Genomic DNA, 26,957 nt, shown 5'->3' on the forward strand with positions numbered 1-26,957 from the left:
GTCAGAGGGCGCCCTTGGCGGCCAGGGCGTCGAGTTTGGCGTATCCCTCGTTCACGCCGGTCTCCATGCCGCTCCGGAGCCAGGCGTCGCGGCTCTCGAAGCTGTCCACCAGGGACTGCGCGTGCAGCCGGGTGCGGCCGTCGCCCAGGTCCTCGAAGGTCATCGTCTGCAGGGCGACACCGTCCGGGTCGCCCTCGAAGGTGAACGTCTGGACGATCCGGTCCGGGCGCACCTCGTGGAAGCAGCCGCGGAACCCGTACTCCTCGTCGCCGCGCACCGCCACGTAACGCCAGGCGCCGCCGGAGACGGCGTCCCAGCGCTCGACGCGGGTGGTCGTCGAGTCCGGTCCGCACCACTGGGCGAACAACTCCGGGTCGGTGTGCGCGCGGAACAGCTGCTCCGGCGTCGCCGTGAAGTCCCGGGTGATCCGGATGATCGGCAGGTCCTTGTCGGCTTCGATCCGTGCCTCGTGCATGGTCCTCATCCCTCCTGCTCGTTCATGGTCCGCAACACCGCGTCCAGGCGCTGGTAGCGCGCCTCGGCCCGGCGCCGGTACTGCTCGATCCAGCCACCGACCTCGTCGAAGACGTCCCGCTCCAGTCGCACCGACCGCGGTTGCGGCCCGGCCGGGCGGCTGACCAGGCCGGCCTCCTCCAGCACCTTGAGGTGCTTGTAGACCGCCTGCAGCGACATCCGGTACGGCTCGGCGAGCTGGTTGACAGTCGCGTCGCCGGTGGCCAGGCGCGCCACCATGTCGCGGCGCGTCGGGTCGGCCAGCGCGGCGAACACCCGCGACAGCTCGTCCGCCGGCATCGCCCACCTCGTTTCAACTAATCGGTTTAAAGACAAGCTAGCCGCCCGCCGGAAGGATGTCAACCAATGAGTTGAAAGGCCAGCTCATATCGCACGGGGAGATTGCTCAGTCGGTCGGGCGGTCCGGTGTGGAGGGCCGGTTGTTAGGGTGGCGGCCAGGTCATGAGCGCCAGCGCGAAGCCCCGGCTCGCTGGCCGGCAACCCTCCAACCGTGGGTGGGGTGCCCCGGGTGATGACCGGGTCCGGTGCGCGGTGTGCCGGACAAGCCGCGAAGGGAGCCCTGCCGTGCTGCTCAAGAACCTCGACGCCCCGGTCCTGGAGGGCCGCCTGGTCCGCCTCGAACCCCTGGACCGGCGGCACGCCGCGGACCTGGCGGTGGCGGCCGAGGAGGACCGTTCGTCGTACCGGTACACCTGGGTGCCGGCCGCGGCGGAGGTCGGCGACTACCTCGACGCCCAACTGGCGCGGGCCGCGGAGGGCGTGCTCAAGCCGTACGCTCAGGTGCTGACATCGACCGGCCGTGCCGTCGGAGCGACCGGTCTGTGGGATCCCCGCCCCTGGCCGGACCGGGCGGAACTCTGCGCCGTCGAGATCGGCTTCACCTGGCTGGGCGCTTCGGCGCAGCGTGCCGGGATCAACACGGAGGCGAAGTTCCTGCTGCTCCGGCATGCTTTCGAGCAGTGGAACGCGGTCCGGGTGGACCTCAAGACCGACGCCCGCAACGCCCGTTCGCGGGCCGCCATCGAACGGATCGGCGCCACCTTCGAGGGGGTGCTCCGGTGCTGGTCGAAATCGTGGGCGCCGGGGGAGGAGGGCCGCCTGCGCGACTCCGCGATGTACTCGATCATCGCCTCGGAGTGGCCGCACTGCCGGGCGCGCCTGCAGGCCCGGCTGGCGGGCCGCGCGGCGGTCCGATGAGGAGCTGCCGAGGGTGACGGACGGCGGGCGGCGGCGCCTGACATTTGTCATCGGCGATACCTGATATTCGACCGGGGTGACCGGGAGCCGGAAGCGGTGTAGTCGAGTCATGAGAAAGCGCATCGCTCCCGCAGTCGGGCTGTTCTTCCTGTCGCCGCTGGTCGCCGAGTTCCTGCTGGGTAATCTGCCGATCACCTTCCTGCCCGCGGTGCTCGCGCTGGCGCCGCTCTACGGCGGCGGGGCGCTGCTGATCCGCGAGCTCGTCCGGCGCCGCGGGCTGGGTTGGCCGAACATCCTGATCCTGGCGGTCGCCTACGGCGTGCTGGAGGAGGGGCTGACCACCCAGTCGCTGTTCAACCCGAACTACGCCGACCAGCACCTGCTGGTGGACGGCTTCGTTCCGGCTTTCGGGATCGCCGTCCCGTGGACCATGTACGTGATCGGCATCCACGTCTTCTGGAGCATCTGCGCGCCGATCATGATGATGGAGGTGATCTCCGGGGAGCGGCGGACCACGCCGTGGCTGGGCCGCGCCGGCCTGATCGTGACGGGGGTGCTGTTCCTGATCGGCATCGCGATCACCACGGCGATCAACATGTCGCAGTGGCCCTACACCGCGACGGCCGGCCAGTTCACCGCCACCGGGATCGTCCTGGCCCTGCTGATCGCGGCCGGGCTGCTGGTGCGGATCACCTTCCGGCCGCGCCCGGGCACCGCGCCGAGCGCCCTGGTCGTCCTGATCACCACGCTGGTCGCCGGTGCGGTCTTCCAGGGGCTGACCCTCGACGTGGTGCACGTGCCGACCTGGGTGGGCGTGGCGGTGTGGGCGGTGGACGTGGCCGTCTACCTCACCCTGCTGGCCCGCTGGTCGGCCCGGGCGGGCTGGACCGACCTGCACCGCCTGGCGATCGCCGCCGGCGCCCTGATCACCTACGCCTGGCACTCGTTCGCCGAGACCCCGGTCGGTGCCGCGGCGGTCGCCGTCGACCTGATCGGCAACGCCGTCTTCACGGCCGGCGCCGTGGCCCTCATCTGGTACGCCTACCGCAAGGTCACCGCCCGCGCCGCCCTGGTCGAGGCGTGACCGGGTGGACGGTCCAGCGCCCGGGAGCCCGGGTGATACCCAATCGGAACCGTCGCGCCCTCGGTAAAGATCGTTTTCTGGGTTAGCGTCCCGGCGTGAACGAGGAGATCCCCGGGCAGCCGCACCCGGCGCCCGGTCCGGCGCCGGTGCCCCCGCCGGCCGACCCGCTTGCCTTCGGTGCGCCCGCCGGTGACCCGCTGGCCGCGCCGCCCACCGCCCCGATGTACAGCGCCCCGCCGCAGCCCAGCTACGCGGCGACGCCCCCGCAGCAGTCGCCGCAGCCCTACGGCGGCTACCCGGGCCAGCCCTACCCGGGCCAGCCGGCCCCGAGCCAGCCCTATCCCGGCCAGCCCTATCCAGGTCAGCAGGCTCCGGGTCAGCCTTACCCCGGTCAGCCCTACCCACCGGCGGGCTTCCCGCCGCCCGGTTTCCCGCCGGCGCACCTGAACTACGGCCCGCCCAAGACCAATGGTGCCGCCATCGCCTCGCTGATCTTCGGCCTTCTCGGCGGCGTTCTGATCAGTGTCATCTGCGGTGTCATCGCCCTGTCCCAGATCAAGAAGCGCGGCGACCGCGGCAAGGGCATGGCGGTGGCCGGGCTGAGCCTGTCCGCCTTCTGGATCCTCGGCATCGTCACGATGGTCGCGGTCGGCTCCCTGACCGAGAGCGACAGGCCCGCCGGCGCCGGTCCCACGAACGGCGCCCGGCCGGCCGCGACGGCGACCACCGTCGGCACCGGACCGGCCGACGTCCGGACCGACGAGCTGCACCCCGGTGACTGCATCGCCACGATCTCCGACGACGAGACCGTCTACGACATGCCGGTGGTGTCCTGCTCGGTGCCGCACCAGGGCGAGGTGTACAGCGTCACCACCATGCCGGCCGGTGCCTTCCCCGGCGACAAGAAGGTGGAGGCCGAGGCGGAGAACCGCTGCGGTGACAAACTGGACGCCTACGCGATCGGCAAGTTCAAGGACGCCGAGTTCTACTACATCTTCCCGTCCCGCCGGTCCTGGACCGTGGACCGCAGCATCACCTGCATCGCGGTGGCCCCGGACAACAAGAAGTACACCGGCTCCATGGTCAAGTGACCGTGTGACCTGAGTCACGCCAGCTCACGACCGGCTCGTCCTGCCCCGTCTCGCGATAAACACCCGAGAGCGAAGGGGCAGGACGATGTCCACCAAAATCGTGGTGATCGGCGCCGGATACACGGGCATGCTCACGGCGGTCAGCCTGGCCGGCCGCACCCGCCGTCGCGGCGACGTCGAGATCACCGTGGTCAACGCCACCGAGCGTTTCACCGAGCGGCTCCGCCTGCACCAGACCGCTACCGGGCAGGACCTGCGGGACCTGAGCATCCGGGACCTGCTGGCCGGTAGCAACGCGCGCCTGGAGACCGGCTGGGTGACCGGGATCGACACCGCCGCCCGGACCGTCCGGATCGACGACGAGCGGGAGATCGGGTACGACACGCTGATCTACGCGCTGGGCGGCGCGGCCGACACCTCGGCGGTGCCGGGTGCGGCGGACCACGCGTACACCTTGGACTCGGCGAGCGAGGCGGACCTGTTCGCGCGCCGCCTGACCGAGCTGAGCGAAGCTCGCGTAAAGGATGCGGCGGAGCCGGGCCAGGGCCGGGCGCGGGATGCGGGCGGTCGTGAAGACGGGCCGGGCGAGGGCCGGGCGCGGGATGCGGGCGGTCGTGAAGACGGGCCGGGCGAGGGCCGGGCGCGGGATGCGGGCGGTCGTGAAGACGGGCCGGGCGAGGGCCGCGTCGTGGTCTGCGGCAGCGGGCTGACCGGGGTGGAGGCGGCCGCGGAGATCGCCGAGCGGTTTCCGCGCCTCACCGTCACCCTGCTGGGCCGGGCCGAGCCCGGCCAGAACCTCGGGCCCAGGGCCCGCGACCACCTGAGGACCGCGCTGGTCCGGCTGGGCGTCCAGGTCCGGACCGGCGAGATCATCAAGGTACGCCCGGACGGCGTCGACCTGGCCGGCGGCGAGACGGTGCCGGCCGGCGCGATCCTGTGGACCAGCGGCGTGCGTGTCTCGCCGCTCCCGGCCGCCGCCGGGCTGACCGTCGACGATCACGGCCGGATCGTTGTCGACGAGGCGTTGCGCTCGGTCTCGCACCCCCGGGTGTGGGCGATCGGTGACGCCGCCGCGATCACCCAGCGGTACGGCGTCATGCACGGCACCTGCCAGGGCGGGATGCCGACCGCCGCGCACACCGCCGCGCAGGTGGTTCGCGAGCTGGACGGCAAGCCGGTCAAGCCGTTCCGGTTCGGTTACTACCACGCCCCGATCAGCCTGGGCCGCCGCGACGCGGTGGTCCAGTTCACCCACGCCGACGACTCCCCGGCGCGGATGGCGCTCACCGGCCGGGCGGCGGTCTGGTACAAGGAGACCGTGACAGCCTCGCCGTGGCCCACCTTCCAGCGTGCCCGCAAGCACCCGGCCTCGGTGATGGTGTGGCGCCGGTGACCGTCTTCGATCAGTATCGGAGCCTGCTCTTCTCGGTGGCCTACCGGATCCTCGGCAGCGCCGCGGACGCCGAGGACGCGGTGCAGGACTCCTGGCTGAAGTGGTCGGCGGCCGACCGGTCCAAGGTCGCCGACCCGAAGGCCTACCTGGTGCGGATCGTGTCGAACACGGCGCTGGACCGGCTGCGGTCGGCCGGCGCCCGCCGCGAGACCTACGTCGGGCCGTGGCTGCCCGAGCCGATCCTGACCAGCGGCGAGGCCCCGGACGTGGCGCCCGCGCTGCTGCTGGTCCTGGAGAACCTGACCCCGCTGGAGCGGGCGGTGTTCGTGCTGAAGGAGGCGTTCGCCTTCAGCTACGAGGAGATCGCCGAGGTGGTCGAACGGAGCCCGGAGAGCGTGCGGCAGACGGCGCGTCGGGCGCGCGAGCACGTACGGGCGCATCGGCCCCGGTTCCCGGCGGACCCTGACCGGCAGCGCGCGGTGACCGAGCGCTTCTTCGCGGCCGCCTCCGGCGGCGACATCAACACCCTGATGGAGCTGCTCGCCCCGGACGTCACGCTGTGGACCGACGGCGGCGGCAAGGTACGCCAGGCGATGCGCCCGGTGCACGGCGCCGAGCGGGTCGCGGCGTGGCTGGCCGGCGTGGGCACCCGGCCCTACGAGGGCGTGCGCCCGGACCAGATGTCGGCCCGGCTGGTCGAGCTGAACGGCGGCGCCGGGGTGGTGATCACCGGGGCCGGCCGGGTGCTCGGCACGCTCACCCTCGACCTGGACGCCGACGGCCGGGTGGCGGCGATCCTCAACACCGCCAACCCCGACAAGCTGGCCGCGGTGCAGGGCGGCGTGGTGCACCGGGTGTGAGCCGTGAGCCCGGGGTCCCGGCCGGGACCCCGGAGCCATCCGGCCGGGCTCAGGCGGCTACCCGGGCCCGGGCCTTGCGGCGCTCGCCGATCTCCCAGGCGATGACGTACTGCCGGATCATCTGGGCGAGCGGGTCCATCGTCTTGAAGATCAGGACCACGTGGTGACCGGGCTCGTCGCCGGCCGGGCGGACCGCGTACACCTTGCCCTTGATCTCGGCCTCACCGTTGCCGAGCCAGACCAGGGCGCGCATGTAGTCGCCCTCGGAGAACATCTTCGCGTCCGGCACCCAGAACCGCAGGCCACCCTCGCTGATGTCGAGCATCTGGCCCTGCAGCCACTGGTCGCCCCACTCGCCGAAGAGGCGGATCGGGGCGCCGGCGCCGCCGCGGGCGTACTCCCGCCGGTTGCTGATCTCCGGCTCCGCCGTCGGGAACAGCGTCCAGCGGAACGGCGAGCTGTCGGTGACGCCCTTGAGCAGGACCGGCATCTTGATCCGGGTGCGCGGCGGCACCCAGAACACCTCGAACTCGTAGCCCGGCAGGAAGCCGTCCGGGCCGTTGGTCTCCAGCGGCGCCGCCACGCTGAACGTGCCGTCGTCCACCGATTCGAGGCGGGAACGGATGTTCACTCCGTCGCCGAGGGCCAGGAAAATCGGGGAGCCGATCTCAGGCAGGTCCATCAGAGCTGGCCTTTCGCGTCGCCGAGCCCGCACCGCGCGGGTCGCCTTGCATGTCGGCGCGGGGCTCGGCGACGTGAGGACTCGCGCGAGCGCTAACCCCTTAGCAACCCCGGAGCCCGGGCGCTAACCCATCGGCAACCGCGGAGCCCGGGCGCTAACCCCTCAGCAACCCGAGGACGGTGTCCATCGCCTTGAGCTTCTCGGCGCCGGAGCCGAGGAAGCCGTCCGGCACGATCAGCTCGTCCAGCCCGGCGGCGCGGTACTCGGCGATCGCGTCGGCCAGTTTCGCCGGGCTGCCGCCGATGGCCGGCACCGGCAGGCCCTCCGGCAGCGGGCCGTTCACCACGGTCAGCGCCTGGGCGGTGCGGGCGATGGACTTGGGGTCCCGGCCGCGCTCGGCGCAGAACCGGTCGAGGACCGCGGACTTGTGCGCGATCAGGTCCGGCAGGCCCCAGGTGTTCCACATGTCGGCGTACTCGGCGACCACGCCCAGCATGCGCTTCTCGCCCTTGGCGCCGATCATGATGGGCAGCGGGTCCTGCACCGGTTTCGGCTCGCAGACCGCGTCGGTGAGCTGGTAATACTCCCCGGTCAGGGTGGTCGTCGGCTGGCGCAGCAGGCCGTGGATGACCTGCAGCGCCTCGACGAAGCGGTCCAGCAGCTGCTTGGTCGGGGGCAGCTCGATGCCGTACTGCTCGTGCTCGTTGACCTGCCAGCCGGCGCCGACGCCGAGGGTGAACCGGCCACCGGTGACGTGGTCGACGGTGGCCGCCATGTTGGCCACCACCGCCGGGTGCCGGTAGGTGTTGCCGTAGACCAGGGTGCCGATCCGGACTCGCGGGATCGCCGCGCCGAGCGCGGCGACCAGCGAACCGGCCTCCAGGGTGGGGTGCCGGGTGTCCCGGCCGGGTCCGGCGTTCGGCATGAAGTGGTCGGCGACCCAGACGCCGTCCCAGCCGGTCTCTTCCGCGTGACGGGCGGTTTCCAGAATGTCGGACCAGGGCTGACCTGCACCCGGCCAGATCGAAATGCGCATACCGTAAGCCTATCGGCATGATCGACCTTGCCCGGTCCCATCAACAGGTGTCTATTAATCCAATGAGCACAGTCAGCAGACGTGAGCTTCTCGCCGGTGTCGCCGGCGCCACCGTCCTGGGCCCGGCGCTGGCCGGCGCCGCCTCTGCCGCGACCCGGCGCACCGGGCTGCGGCAGGGCACCGACCTGGCCGTCCGGCAGTCACCGGACGGCCGGCGGATCGCCATGGACCTGGCCGGCGTGCTGTGGGTGCTGCCCGCGCCGGGCGGGCCGGCCCGGCGGCTGACCGGTGATCTCTTCGACGTCGCCCAGCCGGACTGGGCCCCGGACGGCGAGAGCATCGCCGTGCAGTCGTACCGGACCGGGTCGTTCGACCTGTGGCTGATCCGCCCGGACGGCTCCGGGCTGCGCCGGCTCACCACCGGACCGTTCGACCACCGCGAGCCGCGGTTCGCGCCGGACGGCCGCCGGTTGGCGTTCTCCAGCGACCGGGACGGCAGTTACGGCATCCACCTGCTCGAGCTGGCCTCCGGCGCGATCACCGCGGTGCCCGGCGGCACCCCGGCCGAGGAGTACGAACCGGCCTGGTCCCCGGACGGCGCCCGGATCGCCTTCGTGGTCGCCGGCACCCGGATCGACGTGGTCGAGGTGGCGACCGGCGCCCGGACCACCCGGGTGACGGTACCCACCGGCCAGGTCCTGCACGGACCGGAGTGGACGCCGGACGGCTCCGGCCTCGTCTACCAGGTCACCCTGGACGGCCGCAGCGAGCTGTGGCGCGACGGAAGACCGGAGATCACCGGCGAGGAGGTCTTTCCCTTCCGGGTCTCCTTCGGTCCGGAGGGCGATTTCGTGTACGCCGCCGACGGCGCCCTGCGTCGCCGGGCGCTCGGCGCGGCCACCCGCTCGGAGATCGGCTTCTCCGCGCCGGTCACGCTGCGCACGCCGGAGTACCGCAAGCGGACCCGCGACTTCGAGTCGGTGCGGCCGCGTCCGGTGCTCGGCATCGGCAGCCCGGTGCTCTCCCCGGACGGCCGGTCGGTGGCCTTCCGGGCGCTCAACGACATCTGGACGATGCGGATCGGGCAGCCGCCCCGGCCGCTCACCCGGGACTCCTGGTGGAAGTCGGATCCGGCCTGGTCGCCGGACGGCCGGTTGCTGTCGTACTCCACCGACCGGGGCGGCAAGCTCGACATCTGGCTGCGGGACCTGGCGACCGGCGCGGACCGGCAGCTGACCGCGCTACCGAACGCGGCGGCGGTGTCCGGCAGTTGGTCGGCGGACGGCGCCCGGCTGGCGTTCCTGGACCAGACCGGTGCGCTCTACACGGTGGAGGTGGCCACCGGCACGATCCGCAAGCTGTTCACCGCGACGTTCGAGCCGGGCCGGCCGAGCTGGTCGGCCGACGGGCGCACCATCGCGCTGGCCGCGATCGTGCCGTACTCGGCTCGCTACCGGGAGGGGCTCAGCAAGATCCTGCTGGTGGACACCGCGACCGGCGCCGGCCGCTACGTCGACCCGCTGCCGCGGCGCTCGCTGCAGACCCGCGGCGACGACGGCCCGGTCTGGTCACCCGACGGCACCCGGCTCGCCTTCGTGGTGGCCAGCGTGCTCTGGGTCGTCGACGTGCACCCGGACGGCACCTACGCCGGGACGCCCCGGCAGCTCACCCACGAGGTCACCGACGCGCCGAGCTGGAGCGGCGACTCGACCCGGCTGCTCTACCTGAACAACGGGCGGCTGCGACTGATCGACGCGGCGGGCGGGCGGCCGCGTACCGTCGATCTGGCTCTGTCGTGGGCGAACACCGCGCCTCGCGGGCGGACCGTGATCCGGGCGGGCCGGTACTGGGACGGCGTCAGCCGGACTCTCAGCCGGGACGCCGACCTGGTGGTCGAGGGTCACCGGATCGTCGAGGTGGGACCGCACCGTGACGACCGGGACGGGCGGCTGATCGACGCGCGCGACGCGGTGGTCACGCCCGGCCTGATCGACATGCACCACCACCGCGAGATGCAGGGGTACTCCTACGGCGCGCGGCAGGGCCGGCTGTGGCTGTCCCTCGGCATCACCACCACCCGTTCGCCGGGCAGCCCCGCCTACCAGATGGTGGAGGAACGCGAGTCGGTGCAGTCCGGCGCCCGGATCGGGCCGCGATACTTCGCCACCGGTGAGGCGGTCGACGGGTCGCGGATCTTCTACAACTTCATGCGGCCCACCTTCGACGCGGCGCAGATGGCCCTGGAACTGGAGCGGGCCGGTGCTCTCGACTACGACCTGATGAAGTCCTACGTGCGGCTCGCCCCGGAACGGCAGCGGCAGGTGATCGCCTGGGCGCACCGGCACGGCGTGCACGCCACCTCGCACTATCACTACCCGGCGTTCGCGTTCGGCGGCGACGGGCAGGAGCACGTCGGCGCCACCAGCCGGTTCGGTTACTCGCGGACGGTCACCGCGCTCGGCTCGGCCTACTCGGACGTGGCGGACATCTTCATCGACAGCCGGGCCACCCTGACGCCGACGCTGTTCGGCGCGGTGACCCTGCTCGCCGACGACACCGGGCTGGTCGACGACGTGCGGGTGCGTACCCTCTACCCCAGCTGGGAGTACGCCACGCTGCGCGGCATCGCGGAGACCGCGCGGACCACCGACCAGACGGTGAACCGGCGGAACCTGGCCCGGCAGGTGGCGCACGTGGCCCGGGTGCTGCGCGGTGGCGGCCGGGTGATCACCGGCACCGACTCGCCGATCTCGCCGAACGCGGTCAGCACCCACCTCAATCTGCGGGCCATGGTCGCCTACGGGATGACGCCGTGGGAGGCGCTGAGCACCGCGACCCGGATCCCCGCCGACTTCCTCGCCGAGCCGCTGGGCCGGATCGCGCCCGGCCGCTACGCCGACCTGGCGATCCTGGGTGGCGACCCGCTGGCCGACATCGATCAGGCCGCGAACGTCCGTCAGGTGATCGCCGCCGGCGTCCCGCACACCGTCGACTCGCTGCTGGCGCCGTTCGCCGTCGCGACCCCCCTGCGGGAGAGCACCGTGCTCCCCGCCGTGGAGCATCCGGACAACGCGGCGTTCTGGTGGCATGATCCCGAGTACGTCGAGCACAGCCGGCACGCGTGCTGTTCGGAGGTCATGTGACGGTCGGAGCGTTCTACCTGCCGGTGGGCGAGCACGAGTTCGAGTCCACGCCCGCGACGGCCAGCCCGTGGGACTTCTCGCTCCAGCACGGCGGCCCGCCGGCCGCCCTGCTCGCCCGGGCCATGCAGCGCTGCGGCGCGGACCGCGCCACCCCGCTCGCCCGGGTCACCGTCGACTTCCTCGGCGGCATCCCGCAGGGACGGCTGCGCACCGAGGCCCGGGTGCTGCGGCCCGGCCGGCGGGTCGAACTGCTGGAGGCGGAGATGTGGGCCGACGGCAAGCTCGCCGTGCAGGCGAGCGCCTGGCGGATCCGGCAGCGGGACGGCGCCACCGCCGGGGTGGCCACCCCGGCGGTGCTCCCGCCGCCGGTCCCGCCGCCGTCGGCCGGCTGGTCGTTCGGCGGGATCAGCCCGGACTGGGGTTACGGCAACGCGATCGAGTGGCGGTTCGTCGCCGGCGGCTTCGCCGATCCGGGACCGGCGTCGGTCTGGACCCGGGTCCGGATCCCGCTGGTCGCCGGCGAGCAGACCACCCCGGAGCAGCGCGCGATGATCGTCGCCGACTCGGCCAACGGACTCTCCGGTGAGCTGCCGATGGCCGACTGGCTGTTCATCCCGCCCACGCTCACCGTCACCTTCCAGCGCGTGCCCGCGTCGGAGTGGATGTTCCTGGACGCGGCCAGCACCATCGGCCCGAACGGCACCGGCATCGCCCAGGGGACGATCTCCGACGAGCGCGGCCTGGTCTGCCGGATCAGCCAGCCGCTGCTGGTCGCGCCCCGCTGAGACCCGCCGCGACAGGTGCGACATCCGGGATGGGCCCCGCGTTCGCCGGCCCCGGATGCCGTGGCCTCGGCTGTGTCACCCACGGGGTCCAGCAGACCGTCAAGGCCGCGGACAAGACGGGTGTCGACATCAACCAGAGCGTGATCCACGCGGTGACGCCACACGACGACTCGCCCAAGAGCGACGAGCCCGATCGCGGCGACGAACCCGTGACTGTGGACACCACATCGCATTGGCGACACCCGGGCTCCGTCGATGACGGCAATGGTGATGCCGACGGTTTCCGATCCCGCGGCTCGGGCGTGTCGGTGCTGAGGTGGGGCACGGATGTCCCGGGCTGCCTCAGACCAGGCCGGCGGCGCGGTCGAGGAGGTCGTCGGCGGGGCAGCGGCCCCGGGTCACGTAGCGGTCGGTGAAGTCGGCCAGGGCGTCGCGCAGTTCCCGGGTGGCGCCGTGGCGGGCGAGGCTGGCGTAGGCGGCCAGGAAGCAGGCCCGGGCGGCGTCGGCCAGGACCGGGTCGGTGAGGGCGTCGCGGGCGGCCCGTTCCCACAGGCGCGGCTCGTCGACCAGGTGGATGGTGGCGGCGTACGCCTCCTCGGCGGCGCGCGGGTCGTCGAGCAGGGCGGTGATCACGGCGGCCGGGAGGCGCCAGCCGTTGCCGGGTTGCCGGTCGACGGCGTCGATCTCCAGGTGTCCCCGGGCGGCCACCGGTGGGCGCAGCGCGGCGAGGTGGCGGCCCAGGTCGTCGACGGCGATGCGGGCGCCTGATCGGAAGCGGTCGCGGAGGCTGCGGCCGGTGACGGTCGGCGCGTCCAGGACGGTGGCGGCCCAGGCCGTCCGGACATCGGCGGTGAACCGGGACCCACCGGCCTCCCGCGGGTTGTCGGGAATCCGCTGTCCCGGCACCGCCGGGCTGCCGGGCAGCACCGGCAGGTCCCGGCGGAGCGCCTGGCGCACGCTGCGCCAGCCGGTCGGGCGGCCGTGCCGCAGCGGCGCGTTGGCGAACGCGGCGGCGAGCACCGGGGTGAGCGTGTGCGCGAGGACCCAGCGGCGGCGCAGCCCGAGCGGCCCGGCGTCGTCGAGACCCGCCTCCAGGCCGATCCGGATCCCGGCGGTCGCGGTGCCGTACGCGTGCGGCGGCCCGTCCGGGTGCACGGTGCCGGTGGCGAACGGCAGCACGGTCAGCCCGTGCCGGTCCATCAGCCGGGTCGCGGCGGCCAGGTCGTCGGACATCCGGCGCAGCGCGGTCTCCAGGCCCGGCGACGGCGGGCCGCTGACCACCACCACCCGCGGCGACCGCGCGTCCAGGAAGCCGTGCCGTAGCGGCCGCCGCCCGGTGGGCGTGCGGGCCGGGTCGAGCAGCAGGTCGACCGTCACCCCGACGAACCCGGGCAACCCGGGGGCGAACGCCCGGGCGGCGAGGTGCTCAGCGGCGGCCTGCTCGGTCAGGGTGGTCACGCGATGCCTCCGCCGGCGTTCCGAAGTGTCGATGTCCGGGGGCCGAGGCCGGAGCGGTCGCGGCGCTCGTGGCGTCCCCGCTGCTCCCGGCGTCGGTCCCCGGTGCCGGCGAGCATAGCATTCCTATCTGCTCGATAGGAAAATTCCCAGGGTCATCCCTAGGGGTCGTCCGAGGGCCGGAATCAGGGCGGCCTCGGGGAATCCGCCGGTCCTGCGTGGGGCATCGACGGCCATAGCGTTCGTCGCATGGAATCGAACTCGGTCGTCCTCCGCCGGACCGCGCTGCTCGCGCCGGTGCTGCTGCTCACCTACGGCGTCCTGCGCTTCTTCGACGGCCTCGACGGCGACCGTGGCAACGGCCCGCTCTGGACCGTCGGCCACCTCGCGTTCTTCGCCGGCATGGCGCTGTTCGCCGTGCTCGCCGTCGCGGTGCGGAACACCTTCCCGGCCGGCCGGCGACGGGTCGCGACGATCGCCACCGGTGCGAGCCTGGCCGGCGTCGCCGCCTTCCTGTGGGTGATCGCCGGCGACCTCTCGGACGGCTTCCGGGAGGCGGCGCCGCTGCCCGACGCGCTGGAGAAGGCCGGCCCGATGCTCTTCCCGCTCGGCGTGCTGGTGCTGTTCGGCCTGATGGTGGCGGCCCGCCTGTTGCCGGTCTGGACGCCGCTGCTGTTCGGGCTGGGCATCGCCGGGATCACGGTGAACCTGAACCTGTTGCCGTTCGCCGCCCTGACCATCCTGGTCGCGCTGATGCCGCTGCGCCGCGGCACCGGACCGCGCCACCTGCGCCCCGGCCGCGCCACCCTGGTCCACTGACTCCGCGGCCGACCCGCCCCGCTCTAGAAGTTGATCTTTACGCCGGCGGTCTCACAGGCGCTCGTCAGGTTCTCGCTGAGCTCGCCGAACCCGGCGCCGGACGCGGCGCCGATCGGGTCCGCGGCCTGGGCGGCCTTGGCGATCTCGTCGGTGACCGCCCGCGCCGCGGTGCTCACCTCGGTGCTCCCGGCGAGCGCGAGCGCCTCGGCCGCCGCCTTGTGGAACCGGGTGAACGCCTCCCTGGCGTCCTTGGCGGCCACGCTGCCGTCCGGTTTCTGCGCGTCCGAGATGCCGCCCTTCATGGCGCTGGCCGCCTTGTTCAGCGTGGTGCACAGCTCCTTGTCGCCGACCGCGGCGCCAGCGGCCGGCGCCGGCGATCCGGCGGCCGGCGCGGCGCCGGTCGCCGGATCCGCGTCACCGTCGCAGCCGGCGAGGCCGGTCAGCAGGGCGAGGACCAGGGCGGCGGGAAGGATCCGGGAGCGCGTCACGGCCACGGACGGTAGCCGATTTTTCTGAGTGATCACCGGCCGGGTGCGACTCTCTATCCTGAGCGGATGACCGAGGGGGAGTTGCTGGCCGCCGAGCGGCGGTTGCAGGACGCGCAGCGTGCCGGCGACGTGGCCGAGCTGGACCGGCTGCTGGACGACCGGCTGGTCGCGATCGGCCCGGACGGCGGGCGCTATCGCAAGGACGACGACCTGGCGGCGTACCGGACGGGCAGCTCGGTGATCGAGTCGCTGACCGAGGTGAGCCTGGAGTCGCTGGTGGTGGCGGGCACCGGCGTCACGTTCGTGGTGTGTGACGTGGCGGGCTCGTTCGGCGGGGCGCCGTTCCGGGCCCGGCTGCGCTACACGCGGACCTGGGCGTACGCGGAAGGGGCCGGCTGGCGGGTGGTGGCGGCGCACATCGCCGTGGCCTGAGCCGGCCCGCCGCCGCTTGGTTGAAATGTTTCACTCGTGATGCGATGCTGACGTCCGTGGGTGGCGGCGCGGTACCTACAATGCGTTTCAATCCATCGTTCAAGCCAGGGGGCAACGGGTGGCTCAGCAGCCGCGCAACGGGCGCGCGCCGTCGGTCAAGGACGTCGCGGCGGCCGCCGGCGTCTCCCTCGGCACGGTGTCGAATGTGCTGAACCGGCCGGCGGTGGTCAGCTCCGCCACCCGGGAGCGGGTCGAGCGGGCGATGGCCGAGCTCGGCTTCATTCGCAACGAGTCGGCCCGCCAGCTGCGCGCCGGCACCAGCCGGGCGCTGGCGTACGTGATGCTCGACGGCGGCAACCCGTTCTTCCAGGACGTCGCCGAGGGCATCGAGCAGGCGGCCGACGCCGCCGACCTCTCGCTGTTCGTCTGCAACAGCGGCGGCCGGGCCGAGCGCGAGTCCAAGCACCTCGACCGGCTGATCCAGCAGCGCGTCCAGGGCATCCTGATCACCCCGGTCGACCCGGACGCCCCGCACCTGGCGGACATCGCCCGGCGCGGGATCCCGTTCGTGATGGTGGACCGGCTGAGCAGCGCCGGTGGGCACTGCTCGGTGGCCGTCGACGACGTCCTGGGCGGCCGGATCGCCGTCGAGCATCTGATCGATCGCGGCCATGAGCGGGTGGCGTTCGTCGGCGGGCCGTCGAGCATCGGCCAGGTCCGGGAGCGCTGTCAGGGCGCCCGGGAGGTGTGGGAGGAGTTCGGCCGGCCGGCCGACGACCTGATCCACCTGCCGACCGAGGCACTCACGGTGAGCGAGGGGCGGTCCGCGGGGGAGCGGCTGGCCGGGCTGCCGTCCCGGCGCCGGCCGACCGCCGCCTTCTGCGCCAACGACCTGCTCGCGCTGGGCCTGCTGCAGCACGCGGTGACGGCCGGGCTGCGCGTGCCCGACGATCTGGCCATCGTCGGGTTCGACGACATCGACTTCGCGGCGGCCGCGGCGGTGCCGCTGACCTCGGTACGCCAGCCGCGGCAGGAGCTGGGGCGGACGGCGGCCCGGCTGGTGCTGGACGAGGCCACCAACCCGGACCACCGGCACGAGCAGGCCACCTTCGTGCCGGCGCTGGTGGCCCGCGCGTCGACGGGTGCGCCCCGGCGCTGACCGGCCGGTGACGTCGATGCCGCCTCGGGTCGTGGTGGCGCGAGGGTGGCCCGCGCGCTGACCGGCCGGTGACGCCGGTGCGGGCCCGCAGCGGGCCGGGCCGTGGCGCGAGGGGCGGCCCGAGCCGAGGCGGACCCGCGCGAGGGGTGCGGACGGGGGCCGCGGTCGTACGAAAAAATGCGGTGGACCCGGATGGAGCCGGGGTTTCGCCTGCTGGCAAGCTGTCCGGCTGTGGAAGCTCTCCGGTTGATCCTGCTGTTCGTGCACCTCGTCGGCTTCGCCCTGCTGCTGGGCGGGTCGATCGCGCAGTTCCTGTCCGGGTCGTTCCGGATCACCCCGGCGATCCTCTGGGGGGCGATCATCCAGCTGGTCAGCGGGCTCGGGCTGGCCGCGCCGCTGCGGGGCGGCGGCGACCACGAGCCGGACCCGATCAAGCTCGGGGTCAAGCTGGTGATCGCCGTGATGATCTTCATCATGGTGTTCATCCCGCGCAAGCGGACGGCGGTCAACAAGGGACACTTCATCGGGATCATCACGTTGACGCTGGTCAACGCGGCGGTCGCGGTCTTCTGGCGCTGAGCGCGGCCCCCGGCGGGGTCAGCGCACCGAGCCGAGCTGCTTGACGTGCTTGAGCACCGGTGCCGACTCGATCCGCTCCACCCCGTCGAGGGTGCCCATCCGCTCGGTCAGATAGCGGTAGAACGCCGGCATGTCCGGGCAGATGGCGGTCGCCTGCAGGTTCGTCGGCCCGGTGGTGGCCGCCGCGAAGACGATCTCCTCGTGCTCGCGCAGCGCGGAGCCGACCTGCGCGACCCGCGACGGGGTGACCGACAGCCAGAGCATCACCGCGGCCCGGAAACCGAAGAGCTCCGGCTCGACCTCCACGTCGGTGTAGAGCGAGCCGGAGTCGAAAAGCTCCTGGACCCGGCGGCGCACCGTCGACTCCGGCCAGCCGGTCTGCGCGGCCAGCTCGGTGTAACTGAGCCGGCCGTCCCAGGCCAGCGCGTCGATCAGCGGCGCGTCCGCGGCGGTGAGGTGCGCCGGTGACTCCGGCGAGCGGGCCGGCGACAGGGCCGCGATCTGCTCGGCGGTGAGCGCGTCGTCGCGCAGGTCCGGGCCGACCGCCCCGCCGACGTAGTGGTGGATCACGCAGTGCGCGCTGACGGTGGCCAGCCGGGGCGTCCGGGGCAGCTGCTGGAGCAGCAGCTCCTTGCGGTCGGCCGAGGCCGGCACGTGCACGCTGCAGGAGATCTCGGTGCCGCCGGAGGTGACCGAGACCCAGGTGGTGTCCGAGCGGCGGGCCAGCGCGGACGCGATCGGCAGGGCGGCGTCCGGGGCGGCGCGCAGGCGGAGGGCCCACGTCTCGTACCCGAGTTCGATGGGGTTGGGCCGGCCGACCACCCGCAGGCCCGCCTCCTGCCGCAACCGGCGGTAGCGCCGGGCGACGGTCTGGTCGGAGACGCCGAGGACCGCGCCGATCTCCCGGTACCCGGCCCGGCCGTTGATCCGCAACGCGTGCGTCACCCGCCGGTCCAGTGTGTCGATTTCCACCATCGCAGCGTAACGCGTGTCGAGATCCGCAGCGACTGCCGATTTGGCTAACGAATCTCGTGCGAGCACGGGCATCCTGCTGTGCATGCGTAAATGGTCACCTCTGATCGCCGTCTGCCTCGGCACCTTCCTGCTGCTGGTGGACGTCACCATCGTCGTCGTCGCGTTGCCGTCGATCGCCGACAAGTTCGGCGCCGGCTACGCCGACCTGCAGTGGGTGCTCGACGGCTACGCGCTGGCCCTGGCCGCCCTGCTGCTCGGCGCCGGCTCGCTCGCCGACCGGTACGGCCGCCGCCGCACCTACCTGACCGGCATCGGCATCTTCGCGATCTCCTCCCTCCTCTGCGCCCTGGCCCCGAACGAGCAGGCACTGATCGCCGCCCGGGTGCTGCAGGGCGCCGGCGGCGCGGCCATGTTCGCCTGCACCGCGGCCCTGCTCAACGTCACCTACCAGGGCCGGGACCGGGGTGTCGCGTTCGGCGTCTGGGGCGCTGTGAACGGCGCCGCCGCCGCTGCCGGCCCGCTCGCCGGCGGCCTGCTCACCGAGCACCTCGGCTGGCGCTGGGTGTTCCTGGTCAACCTGCCGATCTGCCTGATCGCGGTCTGGTTCACGGTGCGCGGCGTGACCGAGTCGAAGGCGCCCTGGGGCGGCCGGTTCGACCTGCCCGGCACCCTCACCTTCACCGTGACGGCGGGCGCCGTCACGTACGGCCTGATCCGCGCCGGTGACGCCGGCTGGACCGACGGCGTGGCGCTGGCCGCGTTCGCGACCGGCGCCGTCGCCCTGGTCGCGTTCATCGTCGCCGAGCTGCGCTCCGACCACCCGATGCTGGATCTGGGCCTGTTCAAGCGGGTGCCGTTCGCCACGCTGATCGTCGCCGCGTTCCTCACCCAGGCCGCCGCCTTCGGCTACCTGCCGTTCAGCACCGTCTGGCTGCAGCAGGTGCTGCACAACGGCCCGGTCGACGCCGGCCTGCGGGGTGCCCTGCCGATGGCGGCCGCCTCGCTGGTCGTCGGCGCGGTCGCCGGGCGCTTCCTGCAGCGGGTGGCGCCGCGCTGGACGGTCGGCCTCGGCCTGCTGCTGATCGCGGCCGGCGACCTGCTGCAGGCCCGGCTCGGCGCGGACAGCACCGGCAGCGCGCTGATCCCCGGCCTGATCGTGGTCGGCGTCGGGGTCGGCTGCGTCCTGCCGTCGCTCGCCTCGGCGATCCTCGGCGAGGTACCGCGCGAGCGCAGCGGGATGGCCGGCGGGGCGCTGAACACGTTCCGGCAGCTCGGCTTCGCGCTCGGGGTGGCGGTGTTCGGCACGATCTTCGCGAACCACATCAGCGACGGGCACGGGCAGCCGGTGGCGTTCGCCGAGGGTCTCAACGCGACACTGCTGGTGGCGGGCGGGACCGCGGCCGCCGCCGCGGTGCTGGTGCTGCTGTTCGTCAGGCATCCCGCTCCGGCCCGGGACCTTCGGCCCGCCGAACCGGGTGATCTGACCCGGGTGTGAACTCCCGCGCGGGAGGAGTGTCAGGGGCAGAGAGAACGACTGAGGAGGAAGCGATGACCACCATCGCAGCGCACCGCCTCGAGCACGTCGAGGCACCGGGTTCGATGCTCACCACGTCTGCCGCCAAGGCACTCGCCGTCCTGCGGGCGGCGACCGGATTCGTCTTCCTCTGGGCCTTCCTGGACAAGACCTTCGGCTTCGGCTACGCGACCCCGTCCGCCAAGGCCTGGATCAACGGCGGCTCGCCGACCAAGGGCTTCCTGTCCAGCGTCGAAGCCGGCCCGCTCAAGGGCTTCTTCCACGACATCGCCGGCACCACGTTCGCCGACTGGGGCTTCATGATCGGCCTGCTCGGCATCGGGCTCGCCCTGGTCCTCGGCATCGGCCTGCGGGTCGCCGCGGTTGCGGGCACCCTGATGATGGCCCTGATGTGGCTGGCCGAATGGCCGGTGGCCAGCGGCTCCAGCAACCCGGTCGTCGACTACCACGTGATCTACGCGCTGGTCGGTATCGTGCTGGCGCTCACCTTCGCCGGACACACCTGGGGGCTGGGCCGCCGGTGGGCGCGTCTCCCGCTGGTCCAGAAGAACCACTGGCTGATCTGAAAGACCTCCGCCATCCGCCCGGGCCGCTGCCGGTCCGGGCGGATCTTTCGGTACGGCCGGGGAGCGCGCCGCACGTCCGCACGGCTACCGCGCGGAGCGGCTCACGACCGATTCCTCTTTGAACGTGGCCACCCGAATCGGTCCTGGCCATTTCCCCTTTGCCGGCGGCATCGGGAAGTGCCACCGAAGACGCGCTGCGCCTGCTGGCCTCGCCCGGTAGCGACGAGAAACCCACCAGGAACGGGCAGCGCGTTCCGGATTTGTCATGAGCCGTCTGCTCATCTGCCGCGAGTTTCGCGTGGCATGTCGACACAAGAAGTTTCGGATCGGCCGTCTGTCCGAGTTGAGGGCTGTCAAGCTGAACCCGTGACGGGGGCGGAGCGTTCACGAGACGCCGAACGGGGACTGGACAGACATCCCCTGTTGGTCATGACCGCCTGGTATGCGGTCATCCCGCTCGCCTACGTGATCTTTGCCCTGCTCCAACCGGTTCGGGATCCCCATAGCGGATGCGAGGGTATCGGCTGGGGCTGCACGCCATCTCCCCGCGGGATGGCCTGGTTGGTCGGAGCCGCCGTCGGGCTTCCGGGTGCGGCGATCGGCTATACGCTCTCATTCGCGATATATACAGTCCTCAAGGCCTCCGATCGCGTAAGGCGTCCTGCGGTGAGGGCGACCGTCGCCGCTCTCACCGGTCTGGTTGCTGGGATGCTTATCGCAATAGGTGGGGTTTACGCAGTGATTCTCCTTGTGAGCGCCGCATAGCGCTCTGTTCAGCTTTCGTATGCAGCGCGAATCGATGGCGGCGATCTTGCCCAGGTTCGATCACATCAGCTCGGTGATCCACTGGGACGGGGCGCGTACCTCTTCTTGCACTCCTCCACGTCCAGGCAGGTGAAGACGGGCCTGTCCACGCCGGGCAGCTTGCCGACCGCGCCCTCATCGCGGATCTTGCGGACCGCGGCGATGTCGGTCATCTTCACCTCGAAGCTCTCCGGCAGCGCATCCTTGCTCACTTCGGCCACGAATGTCGGATTCGCTGAGAACAGCTCGGTCATCCGCTGGTAGGCCGCGTCCTGGTTCTCGAAGCTGACCTCGGTGACCCCGGGCAGCGCCCGCAGCGCCGCCTCGACGTCCTTGCGCTGCGCCTCGGTGGCGTCATCGCGCAGGAACACGGTGAACTGAGCGTTCTCGTCGAGGATCTTCTGAATCTGCTCATCCTGCGTGGGGGCGCCGTCGCCGAAGAGGCTGCAACCGGCCAACCCGGCCACCGCCAGCAGCACGGCAACGACGATCTGCACAGTACGCACGAGCCGCGAGATTACCGTGCGCCAACTCGTCAACTCGCACGGGTCACGACCGACACTTTCCTGCCTTTCGGAGAGCGACCCATGTCGGACCGTTGTCAGGCGGAGGTGACCGTCGCTGCATCTACTGATGGAGCCTGATCTTGGGCAACAATTGAAATCTTGAATAACAGAATATTTAGATATTTGCGTCGGCGTACTAGAACGGGCCGCATGCGAAAAATCTTGGTCGCCGCGATCGCGGCGAGCACCCTGCTGCTGGGCGTGCCGATGCCCGCCTCGGCGGATCCGCCGAGCAGCACGGCCGACGCGCTGCCTCCCGGCTGGTCCCTGGAGCACCGGACGCTGACCTGGACGAGCGACCGGGCGATCCGCACCGGTGACGCCGCGGTCGAGTTCTGGGCCGCGGACCGGCTGCTCGGACGCGCCCGGGGCACCCGTGACCCGCACACCTTCACCCTGCCGGAAACCCTGCCCGGAACGCTGCCCGGCAAGCTGGACGACCTTCAGGTCCGGGTCAGCGGCAAACGGGTGGACAGGGCCGCGCCAGCCTCGCTGCAGCGGCGGGCGACGAGCCCGCCGGTCATCCCGCCGGCCCTGCCGGCGAACCCGGTCGACCCGGGCGTGCCCGGGCCCTACCGGACCACGACCGGTGAATACACGCTGCCGGGAGTGCACCTGTCGACCTATCGTGCCCCGGTCGAGATGCGGGCCGTCGTGGTGGCGCCGAAAGGCGCGCCCGGCAAGCGGCCGCTCGCGCTGTTCCTGCACGGCCGGCACTGGACCTGCTTCGCCGGCGCCGACGAGAACGCGATCAGCGCCGACTGGCCCTGTGCCGCAGGATCCGCGCCGGTGCCCAGCTACCGGGGCTACCTGCAGGCGCAGCAGCTGCTCGCCTCGCAGGGCTACGTCACCGTGTCGATCTCGGCTAACGGGATCAACGCGCAGGACGACGCGGACGACGACGGCGGCGCGCAGGCCCGTTCGGCGCTGATCCGGATGCACCTCGCGCACTGGGCGGACTGGGCCGGCAGCGGCCGTCGCGGTGCGCCCGCTGTCGTCCGGGCGGCGCCGCGAGCCGACCTGTCCCAGGTCCTGCTGATGGGACATTCCCGGGGTGGTGAGGGAGTCAGCCGGGCCGCGCTGGACAGCCTCAACCCGACGCCGGGCGCGCACGACGATTACCACGGCGCCGTGCGCTGGACGATCCGCGGCCTGCTGCTGATCGGGCCGACCGCGTTCGGGCAGAACCCGCAGCCCGACGTGCCGTCGGCGACGATCCTGCCCGGCTGCGACGGCGACGTCTCAGACCTGGAAGGTCAGATGTACGTGGACGCCACCCGGGGGCTCAGCTCCGGGCGGGCACTGCACAGCGCGCTCCACGTGACCGGCGCCAACCACAACTACTTCAACACCGAGTGGACGCCGGGGCAAGCGGCCGGACCGGCCTCCGATGACTTCTTCAGCGATGGTCCGGACCCGCTGTGCACGCCCGGCACCGCGGCGGCGCGGCTCACCCCGCGGCAGGAGCAAACCGTCGGTGCCACGTACATCGCCGCCGCGGCGCGGCTGTTCGTCGGTGGCGACGATCGGGTCCGCCCGCTGCTCGACGGTTCCGGGGTGCGGGCCCGGTCGGCCGATCCGGCCCGGGTGCTGAGCCACGCGATCGGCGCGAACCGCCGCCCGGTGATCGTCCCGGACTCGGCGCTCACCGTCCGTGGCGCCCGGCTCTGTGACGAGGTCGCCAGCGAACCCACGAAGGGCTGCCTGGACACCGACACAGCCGGCGGCGCCTCGCCGCACTTCGTGCCGTTCACCGTCCCGGAACCCGGCCGCTTCGCGGTCGCGCTCACCGGCGCCGGGACCGCCACGCTGCAGCCGGCCAAGCCGATGCCGGTGGCCGGCTCGCAGGCCCTGGCGCTGCGGCTCGTCGTGCCGCCGAACTCGCCGGCCACCTCGTTCGGCGTCGCGGTCACCGACGACCACGGACGGCGGACCGACCTCGGTACGGCCACGGTCGCCGGCGTGCCCGGCACCGCCGCGACAACGTCGTACTGGGCTCAGGAGATGCGGCTGCGGCTGCCGCGGACGGTGCGGACGGTGGCCCGGCTCGACATCACCTCGCGGGGCGACCGGCCGGCGTGGCTGATCGACGCCTGGGGCTGGCAGCCCGGCACTCCCGCGCCGCGACCGGCCGCGCTGGACCGGATCGACGTCGGTAACCTGACCGTCGGCGAGGGCAATTCCGGCACCCGGACCCACAGCGTGCCGGTGCGGGTGCACGGCCACCAGACGGCCGACGTCCGGCTGTTCCTGACCAGACCGGGCACGTCGGCGACGAAGTCCTGGGTGGCCCGGGTCAAGCCCGGCGCCACGCGGATCTCGGTGCCGATCCGGGTCACCGGCGACACGGTGTACGGCGGGGACCAGTGGTACACGCTGACCGCCAAGGCGGTCCGGAACACCGTGGTCGGCGGTTATGCCGGCGGGGTGCACGTGCGGGAGGACGACCCGATGCCCAAGGTCACGGTCACCCCGGCCTCGGCCAGCGCGGCCGAGGGCACGCCGCTGACCTGGACGGTGCACCTGTCGAAGCCGGCCGCCAGCGAGCTGTACATGGAGCTCGTGGCACAGGCGCCGCCGTCCGGGCCGGAGCTGTCCTCCACCGACGTCGACGCCCAGTGGTTCACCGACCAGACCGGTGAGGACCCGAAGCCGTCGAGGCCGCTGTCCGGCGTCGGCTTGCAGGCTTACCTGACGATCGCACCGGGGACCACGTCGGTCCAGGTGAAGGTGCCGACCGTCGCCGACGGGGTAGCCGAGGGCGCCGAGCACGTCCGGTTCCAGGCGCAGGTCTATCCGGCCGGCGCCGGCGACCCGATCACGGTCGGGGTGGTCGACGGCACGGTCACCGACTGATCCGTGGATGCCCGGGCGGACCGCCCGGGCATCCCGGCCGCCGGAATCCGCCGCGGTTCGGCGGGCCTCAGGGGCGGGGCTTCAGCAGGGTGATGCGATTGGCGCCCAGCTCGGTGACGTAGAGGTTGCCGTTGGCGAGGTCCTCGGTGACGTCCAGGGGCTGGCTGAAACCGGTCAGCCCGGTGATGCCGGTGACCCGGTTGCTGAGCGCACCGGAGGCGGCCACGTCGAAGGTCTCGATGTCCTGGCCGTCGGAATAGCGGACCACCAGCAGCTTGCCGTCGAGCGCGCCGCCCCGGTACTCGATCGCGCCGTCGGCCGAGGCGTGCAGGCCGGCGTCGTACATCCCGGCCAGGTCCAGGTTCGGGTCGGGTGCGACGCCCACCGGGTAGGCGGGCACCTGGAACGGGTCGGTGCCGCCGGTCGGGTTGCCGCCGGCCAGCACCCACTCGCAGCGGACCGGATCGGGGTGGCCGTAGTAGCGGCCCGGCCGCACGTCGAAGACGTAGTCGGTCTCCGCAGTCGGTACGTTGGTGAGCGCGGGCACCGCCGGGCCGGTGTAGCCGCGCCGGGCGCACGAGGCGGGCAGCGTGGCCGGGGTGGCCGGGGTGTTGCCGCCGGCGGCCGAGCCGTTGGTCGGCGTGTAGAGGTGGCCGTTGCGATGCCAGACCAGGTCGAACGCGTTGCGTACGCCGGTGGCGTAGAGGGTCAGCGGGGCGTTCGCCGCGTACGGGTCGTAGCTCCCGCCCTCCTCGGTCTTCGCGTTCAGCGGCAGGGTGGCCGGCAGCCGGGCCGGGTCGAGGCGCAGCACCGCCGCGCTGAGCAGGCGTTCCGGACGGTTGCCCCAGGTGGAGTCGGCGGCGCCCATGGCGTTGTTGGCGCCCTGGGTCAGATAGAGCTTGCCGTCCGGGCCGAAGGCGAGCGAGTTGGTCTCGTGGTCCTTGACCGAGCGCGGCAGCCCGGTCACCACCGAGGTGTAGGTGCCCAGGTCGGGGCCGGTCAGCCTGCCGATCCGGCCGGACCAGTCGGGGACGTCGAGGGGGCCGACGTACTCGTAGTTGTCGGTGATCCAGAGGATCGGCGCGGTGGCCGTGGACGCCGGGTCGAAGGCCATCCCGATGATGGTGCGGGCCGGCGCGCCGGGCAGCCCGAGCGCTGACGCGTTGGCCCGGACCGTTCCGATGATCGTCGCGGTGCCGAGCGTGCCGTCCGGGTTGATCGGGAAGCGGTGGATGTTCCCGTCCAGCGTGCCGGCGTAGAGCCGCCCGTCGGGACCCTTGACCACGGTGGTGAACGAGGCGCCGGTGGCCACGCCGACGGTCTTGTCGAAGGCGGCCGGTCCGCCCGGGCCGTCGCCGGCACCGGTGGTGAAGACGATCGAGTACGGCGCGAACGGCTTGCCCGTCACGTCGGTGACCCCGCTGGTCACGGTGAACCGGTACGCCGTGTTCGCCGCCAGGGGCCCGGTCGGCGACAGGTTGATCACGTCCCCGCCGCCGCTGGTGATCGTGGTGGCGGGCACCGCGGCGCCGTCGCTGAGCTGGGTCAGGGTGACGGTGGAGGCGGTCAGCGAGGCCGCCGCCACGCCGCCGTTGGGCAGCACCAGGTCCTCGACCACGCTGGTGGTGAGCGAGACGCCGGTCGCGCCGTTGGCCGGCGTGCTGGTCCGCACCATCGGCGTGGTGCCGGCCCCCGGGACGCTCACGATGTCGATGTAGTCGACCTTGGTGTTGGTGCCGCCGGCCGGGCTGAGGGTCAGCTTGCCGTCGGTGACCCGCACGGTCCGGGTGGCGGTGGCGAACTTGACGGCCGCGGTCGGCCGGAAGCCGGCTATCGCGTTCTGGCCCTCGACGTTCGCCCAGTGCACGCTGTCGACGGCGGTGCCCGCGTCACCGACCGCGACGGTCACCGCGTAGACGCCGTCCGGCACAGCCGCCTCCCAGGCGCCGGGGGTGGCCACGCCCGCCGACCCGGCCGGGAGCTGCGCGTGCATGAAGGTGGCCAGCCGGGGATCGCTCTGCCCGGCGGCCGGGTTCCGGTTGCGGCCGTTGCCGGTGAGGTCGACCGGGGTGCCCTCGCCCAGGTCGATCCAGCCGTAGCCGCGGGCCGCCGTGTACGCCCCGCCGGAGTCCCGCACGTACCCGTCGGCCGGCGCGGTCGCCGCGTCCGAGAAGTCGACCTTCAGGGAGAACGGCGGCGGGTCGGCCACCACCCGGCCGATCTCGACGTAGTTCAGCTTGGTGTTGGTGCCGCCGGTCGCGTCCACGGTCAGCCGGCCGTCGCTGACCGGCACGGTGACGGTGGCCTGGCGGTACTCGGCCGCCGCCGTGGAGACGAACCCGCTGATCGCGGTGACGCCCTCGACCCGGACGGTGTGGCTGCTGTCGTAGGCCGGCTGGTCACCCGCGGAGACGGTGACCTGGTAGGTGCCGGCGGGCACGGCGTACTCCCACGCGCCGGCGGTGGGCACGCCGTTGGTGCCGGTCACGTCGCCGTACTGGAGATGGATGAGCGTGTTGAGCCGCGGGTCGACGCCGGAGCGGGCCCGGTCGCGGGTGTTGCGGGTCAGGTCGAGCGGCACGTGCGTGGCGCCGAGGCTGTCCTGGCGCACCCAGCCCCGGGCGCCGTCGTAGGCGGCGCCGCTGTCGGCGGTGTAGCCGTCCGGCACCGCGGACGCGGCCGGCTGGAAGTTGACTTTCGCGATCGAGGTGACCGCGGCAGCCGCGGTCCGGGCGGCGATCGGGGTCACCGCGGCCCGGGCGGGCGCGGGAAGCGCGGCCACGAGGGCGACGCCGGCGACGGCGGCAATCCAGCGACGAGGATGCATGGCGCTGAACGTCGCACATCTCCGGGCGCTGCCGGCTGTCGGAAATCCGCCGTCGTGGATATCTCCGCCAGGGCGGGAATTGGGGAAGCGCG

The 26,957-nt window shown here is 72.6% G+C and carries 23 protein-coding genes and 1 riboswitch; of the genes, 14 read left to right on the forward strand and 9 right to left on the reverse strand.

The features are described from left to right. Position 1: 1 nt before the first annotated feature. Together Actob_RS11375 and Actob_RS11380 are read right to left on the reverse strand one after the other, a co-directional pair. Positions 2-475 (reverse strand): SRPBCC family protein, encoded by a 474-nt coding sequence (locus Actob_RS11375; RefSeq protein ID WP_284920049.1) that lies wholly within the window; start codon positions 473-475, stop codon positions 2-4. 5 nt (positions 476-480) lie between these two features. Continuing rightward, complete coding sequence (locus tag Actob_RS11380) at positions 481-813, reverse strand: ArsR/SmtB family transcription factor (protein ID WP_284920050.1); 333 nt, start codon at positions 811-813, stop codon at positions 481-483. Between the two features lie 158 nt (positions 814-971). Then, positions 972-1,087: riboswitch (SAM riboswitch) on the forward strand. A gap of 11 nt (positions 1,088-1,098) precedes the next feature. Between Actob_RS11380 and Actob_RS11385 the strand changes: the two genes are divergently transcribed. The 5 genes from Actob_RS11385 (at position 1,099) to sigJ (ending at position 6,159) form a co-directional block, all read left to right on the forward strand. After that, the gene (locus tag Actob_RS11385) at positions 1,099-1,731 is read left to right on the forward strand and encodes a GNAT family N-acetyltransferase (RefSeq protein WP_284920051.1); all 633 of its coding nucleotides are present in this window, start codon (positions 1,099-1,101) and stop codon (positions 1,729-1,731) included. A gap of 109 nt (positions 1,732-1,840) precedes the next feature. Beyond that, complete coding sequence (locus Actob_RS11390; protein WP_284920052.1) at positions 1,841-2,815, forward strand: hypothetical protein; 975 nt, start codon at positions 1,841-1,843, stop codon at positions 2,813-2,815. A gap of 95 nt (positions 2,816-2,910) precedes the next feature. Continuing rightward, positions 2,911-3,906 carry a DUF4190 domain-containing protein gene (locus tag Actob_RS11395; protein WP_284920053.1) on the forward strand — a complete coding sequence of 332 codons (996 nt, stop codon included), beginning with the start codon at positions 2,911-2,913 and terminating at the stop codon, positions 3,904-3,906. Positions 3,907-3,991: 85 nt separating this feature from the next. After that, the gene (locus tag Actob_RS11400) at positions 3,992-5,299 is read left to right on the forward strand and encodes an NAD(P)/FAD-dependent oxidoreductase (protein ID WP_284920054.1); all 1,308 of its coding nucleotides are present in this window, start codon (positions 3,992-3,994) and stop codon (positions 5,297-5,299) included. Further along, positions 5,296-6,159 (forward strand): RNA polymerase sigma factor SigJ, encoded by an 864-nt coding sequence (gene sigJ, locus Actob_RS11405; RefSeq protein WP_284920055.1) that lies wholly within the window; start codon positions 5,296-5,298, stop codon positions 6,157-6,159. Before Actob_RS11400 ends, sigJ begins: the two co-directional genes overlap by 4 nt. Before the next feature lie 49 nt (positions 6,160-6,208). Here the strand turns inward: sigJ and Actob_RS11410 are convergent, their stop codons facing one another. Then, on the reverse strand, positions 6,209-6,841 hold the full coding sequence (locus Actob_RS11410) for a PilZ domain-containing protein (protein WP_284920056.1): 633 nt from the start codon (positions 6,839-6,841) through the stop codon (positions 6,209-6,211). Positions 6,842-6,995: 154 nt separating this feature from the next. After that, positions 6,996-7,877: an LLM class flavin-dependent oxidoreductase gene (locus Actob_RS11415; protein WP_284920057.1), complete on the reverse strand. Its 882-nt coding sequence runs from the start codon at positions 7,875-7,877 to the stop codon at positions 6,996-6,998. Positions 7,878-7,939: 62 nt separating this feature from the next. Here Actob_RS11415 and Actob_RS11420 point away from each other — a divergent pair, with 62 nt between their 5' ends. Both Actob_RS11420 and Actob_RS11425 read left to right on the forward strand, forming a co-directional pair. Beyond that, the gene (locus Actob_RS11420; protein ID WP_284920058.1) at positions 7,940-11,020 is read left to right on the forward strand and encodes an amidohydrolase family protein; all 3,081 of its coding nucleotides are present in this window, start codon (positions 7,940-7,942) and stop codon (positions 11,018-11,020) included. Next, positions 11,017-11,805: a thioesterase family protein gene (locus Actob_RS11425; RefSeq protein ID WP_284920059.1), complete on the forward strand. Its 789-nt coding sequence runs from the start codon at positions 11,017-11,019 to the stop codon at positions 11,803-11,805. The genes Actob_RS11420 and Actob_RS11425 overlap by 4 nt, the downstream gene beginning before the upstream one ends. 342 nt (positions 11,806-12,147) lie before the next feature. Here Actob_RS11425 and Actob_RS11430 read toward each other — a convergent pair whose 3' ends face one another. After that, the gene (locus Actob_RS11430) at positions 12,148-13,263 is read right to left on the reverse strand and encodes a glutamate-cysteine ligase family protein (protein ID WP_284920060.1); all 1,116 of its coding nucleotides are present in this window, start codon (positions 13,261-13,263) and stop codon (positions 12,148-12,150) included. 246 nt (positions 13,264-13,509) lie between these two features. Between Actob_RS11430 and Actob_RS11435 the strand changes: the two genes are divergently transcribed. Beyond that, positions 13,510-14,079, forward strand: a complete 570-nt coding sequence (locus Actob_RS11435; RefSeq protein WP_284920061.1) for a hypothetical protein — start codon at positions 13,510-13,512, stop codon at positions 14,077-14,079. A gap of 23 nt (positions 14,080-14,102) precedes the next feature. Here the strand turns inward: Actob_RS11435 and Actob_RS11440 are convergent, their stop codons facing one another. Next, the gene (locus Actob_RS11440) at positions 14,103-14,567 is read right to left on the reverse strand and encodes a hypothetical protein (protein ID WP_284920062.1); all 465 of its coding nucleotides are present in this window, start codon (positions 14,565-14,567) and stop codon (positions 14,103-14,105) included. 66 nt (positions 14,568-14,633) lie between these two features. Here Actob_RS11440 and Actob_RS11445 point away from each other — a divergent pair, with 66 nt between their 5' ends. The 3 genes from Actob_RS11445 (at position 14,634) to Actob_RS11455 (ending at position 16,737) form a co-directional block, all read left to right on the forward strand. Continuing rightward, positions 14,634-14,999 carry a nuclear transport factor 2 family protein gene (locus Actob_RS11445; RefSeq protein ID WP_284920063.1) on the forward strand — a complete coding sequence of 122 codons (366 nt, stop codon included), beginning with the start codon at positions 14,634-14,636 and terminating at the stop codon, positions 14,997-14,999. Between the two features lie 118 nt (positions 15,000-15,117). Then, positions 15,118-16,158, forward strand: a complete 1,041-nt coding sequence (locus Actob_RS11450) for a LacI family DNA-binding transcriptional regulator (RefSeq protein ID WP_284920064.1) — start codon at positions 15,118-15,120, stop codon at positions 16,156-16,158. A 231-nt stretch (positions 16,159-16,389) separates the two neighbouring features. Continuing rightward, positions 16,390-16,737, forward strand: a complete 348-nt coding sequence (locus tag Actob_RS11455; protein ID WP_284920065.1) for a hypothetical protein — start codon at positions 16,390-16,392, stop codon at positions 16,735-16,737. An 18-nt stretch (positions 16,738-16,755) separates the two neighbouring features. Here Actob_RS11455 and Actob_RS11460 read toward each other — a convergent pair whose 3' ends face one another. Continuing rightward, on the reverse strand, positions 16,756-17,709 hold the full coding sequence (locus Actob_RS11460; RefSeq protein WP_284920066.1) for an Lrp/AsnC family transcriptional regulator: 954 nt from the start codon (positions 17,707-17,709) through the stop codon (positions 16,756-16,758). 85 nt (positions 17,710-17,794) lie between these two features. Here Actob_RS11460 and Actob_RS11465 point away from each other — a divergent pair, with 85 nt between their 5' ends. Together Actob_RS11465 and Actob_RS11470 are read left to right on the forward strand one after the other, a co-directional pair. Further along, entirely contained in the window at positions 17,795-19,207 is a 1,413-nt protein-coding gene (locus Actob_RS11465) for an MFS transporter (RefSeq protein WP_284920067.1), read from the forward strand. Positions 19,208-19,311: 104 nt separating this feature from the next. Next, entirely contained in the window at positions 19,312-19,812 is a 501-nt protein-coding gene (locus Actob_RS11470) for a DoxX family membrane protein (protein ID WP_284922294.1), read from the forward strand. 830 nt (positions 19,813-20,642) lie between these two features. Here Actob_RS11470 and Actob_RS11475 read toward each other — a convergent pair. Further along, positions 20,643-21,122 (reverse strand): permease-like cell division protein FtsX, encoded by a 480-nt coding sequence (locus Actob_RS11475; RefSeq protein WP_284920068.1) that lies wholly within the window; start codon positions 21,120-21,122, stop codon positions 20,643-20,645. Positions 21,123-21,332: 210 nt separating this feature from the next. Here Actob_RS11475 and Actob_RS11480 point away from each other — a divergent pair, with 210 nt between their 5' ends. Further along, positions 21,333-24,038, forward strand: coding sequence for a hypothetical protein (locus tag Actob_RS11480; protein ID WP_284920069.1), 2,706 nt, complete (start codon positions 21,333-21,335; stop codon positions 24,036-24,038). Positions 24,039-24,105: 67 nt separating this feature from the next. Here Actob_RS11480 and Actob_RS11485 read toward each other — a convergent pair whose 3' ends face one another. Beyond that, positions 24,106-26,865 carry an Ig-like domain-containing protein gene (locus tag Actob_RS11485; RefSeq protein WP_284920070.1) on the reverse strand — a complete coding sequence of 920 codons (2,760 nt, stop codon included), beginning with the start codon at positions 26,863-26,865 and terminating at the stop codon, positions 24,106-24,108. Positions 26,866-26,957 lie beyond the last annotated feature (92 nt).

It is taken from the genome of Actinoplanes oblitus, from assembly GCF_030252345.1.
Lineage (GTDB): Bacteria > Actinomycetota > Actinomycetes > Mycobacteriales > Micromonosporaceae > Actinoplanes > Actinoplanes oblitus.

Excerpts from the sequence above, each read along its gene's own strand:
- Actob_RS11400 (WP_284920054.1), top strand. The coding sequence starts at position 3,992 with ATGTCCACCAAAATCGTGGTGATCGGCGCCGGATACACGGGCATGCTC.
- Actob_RS11470 (WP_284922294.1), top strand. The coding sequence starts at position 19,312 with ATGCTCACCACGTCTGCCGCCAAGGCACTCGCCGTCCTGCGGGCGGCG.
- Actob_RS11415 (WP_284920057.1), bottom strand. The coding sequence starts at position 7,877 with ATGCGCATTTCGATCTGGCCGGGTGCAGGTCAGCCCTGGTCCGACATT.
- Actob_RS11445 (WP_284920063.1), top strand. The coding sequence starts at position 14,634 with ATGACCGAGGGGGAGTTGCTGGCCGCCGAGCGGCGGTTGCAGGACGCG.
- Actob_RS11435 (WP_284920061.1), top strand. The coding sequence starts at position 13,510 with ATGGAATCGAACTCGGTCGTCCTCCGCCGGACCGCGCTGCTCGCGCCG.
- Actob_RS11420 (WP_284920058.1), top strand. The coding sequence starts at position 7,940 with ATGAGCACAGTCAGCAGACGTGAGCTTCTCGCCGGTGTCGCCGGCGCC.
- Actob_RS11375 (WP_284920049.1), bottom strand. The coding sequence starts at position 475 with ATGCACGAGGCACGGATCGAAGCCGACAAGGACCTGCCGATCATCCGG.
- Actob_RS11465 (WP_284920067.1), top strand. The coding sequence starts at position 17,795 with ATGCGTAAATGGTCACCTCTGATCGCCGTCTGCCTCGGCACCTTCCTG.
- Actob_RS11480 (WP_284920069.1), top strand. The coding sequence starts at position 21,333 with ATGCGAAAAATCTTGGTCGCCGCGATCGCGGCGAGCACCCTGCTGCTG.
- Actob_RS11380 (WP_284920050.1), bottom strand. The coding sequence starts at position 813 with ATGCCGGCGGACGAGCTGTCGCGGGTGTTCGCCGCGCTGGCCGACCCG.
- Actob_RS11485 (WP_284920070.1), bottom strand. The coding sequence starts at position 26,865 with ATGCATCCTCGTCGCTGGATTGCCGCCGTCGCCGGCGTCGCCCTCGTG.
- Actob_RS11410 (WP_284920056.1), bottom strand. The coding sequence starts at position 6,841 with ATGGACCTGCCTGAGATCGGCTCCCCGATTTTCCTGGCCCTCGGCGAC.
- Actob_RS11390 (WP_284920052.1), top strand. The coding sequence starts at position 1,841 with ATGAGAAAGCGCATCGCTCCCGCAGTCGGGCTGTTCTTCCTGTCGCCG.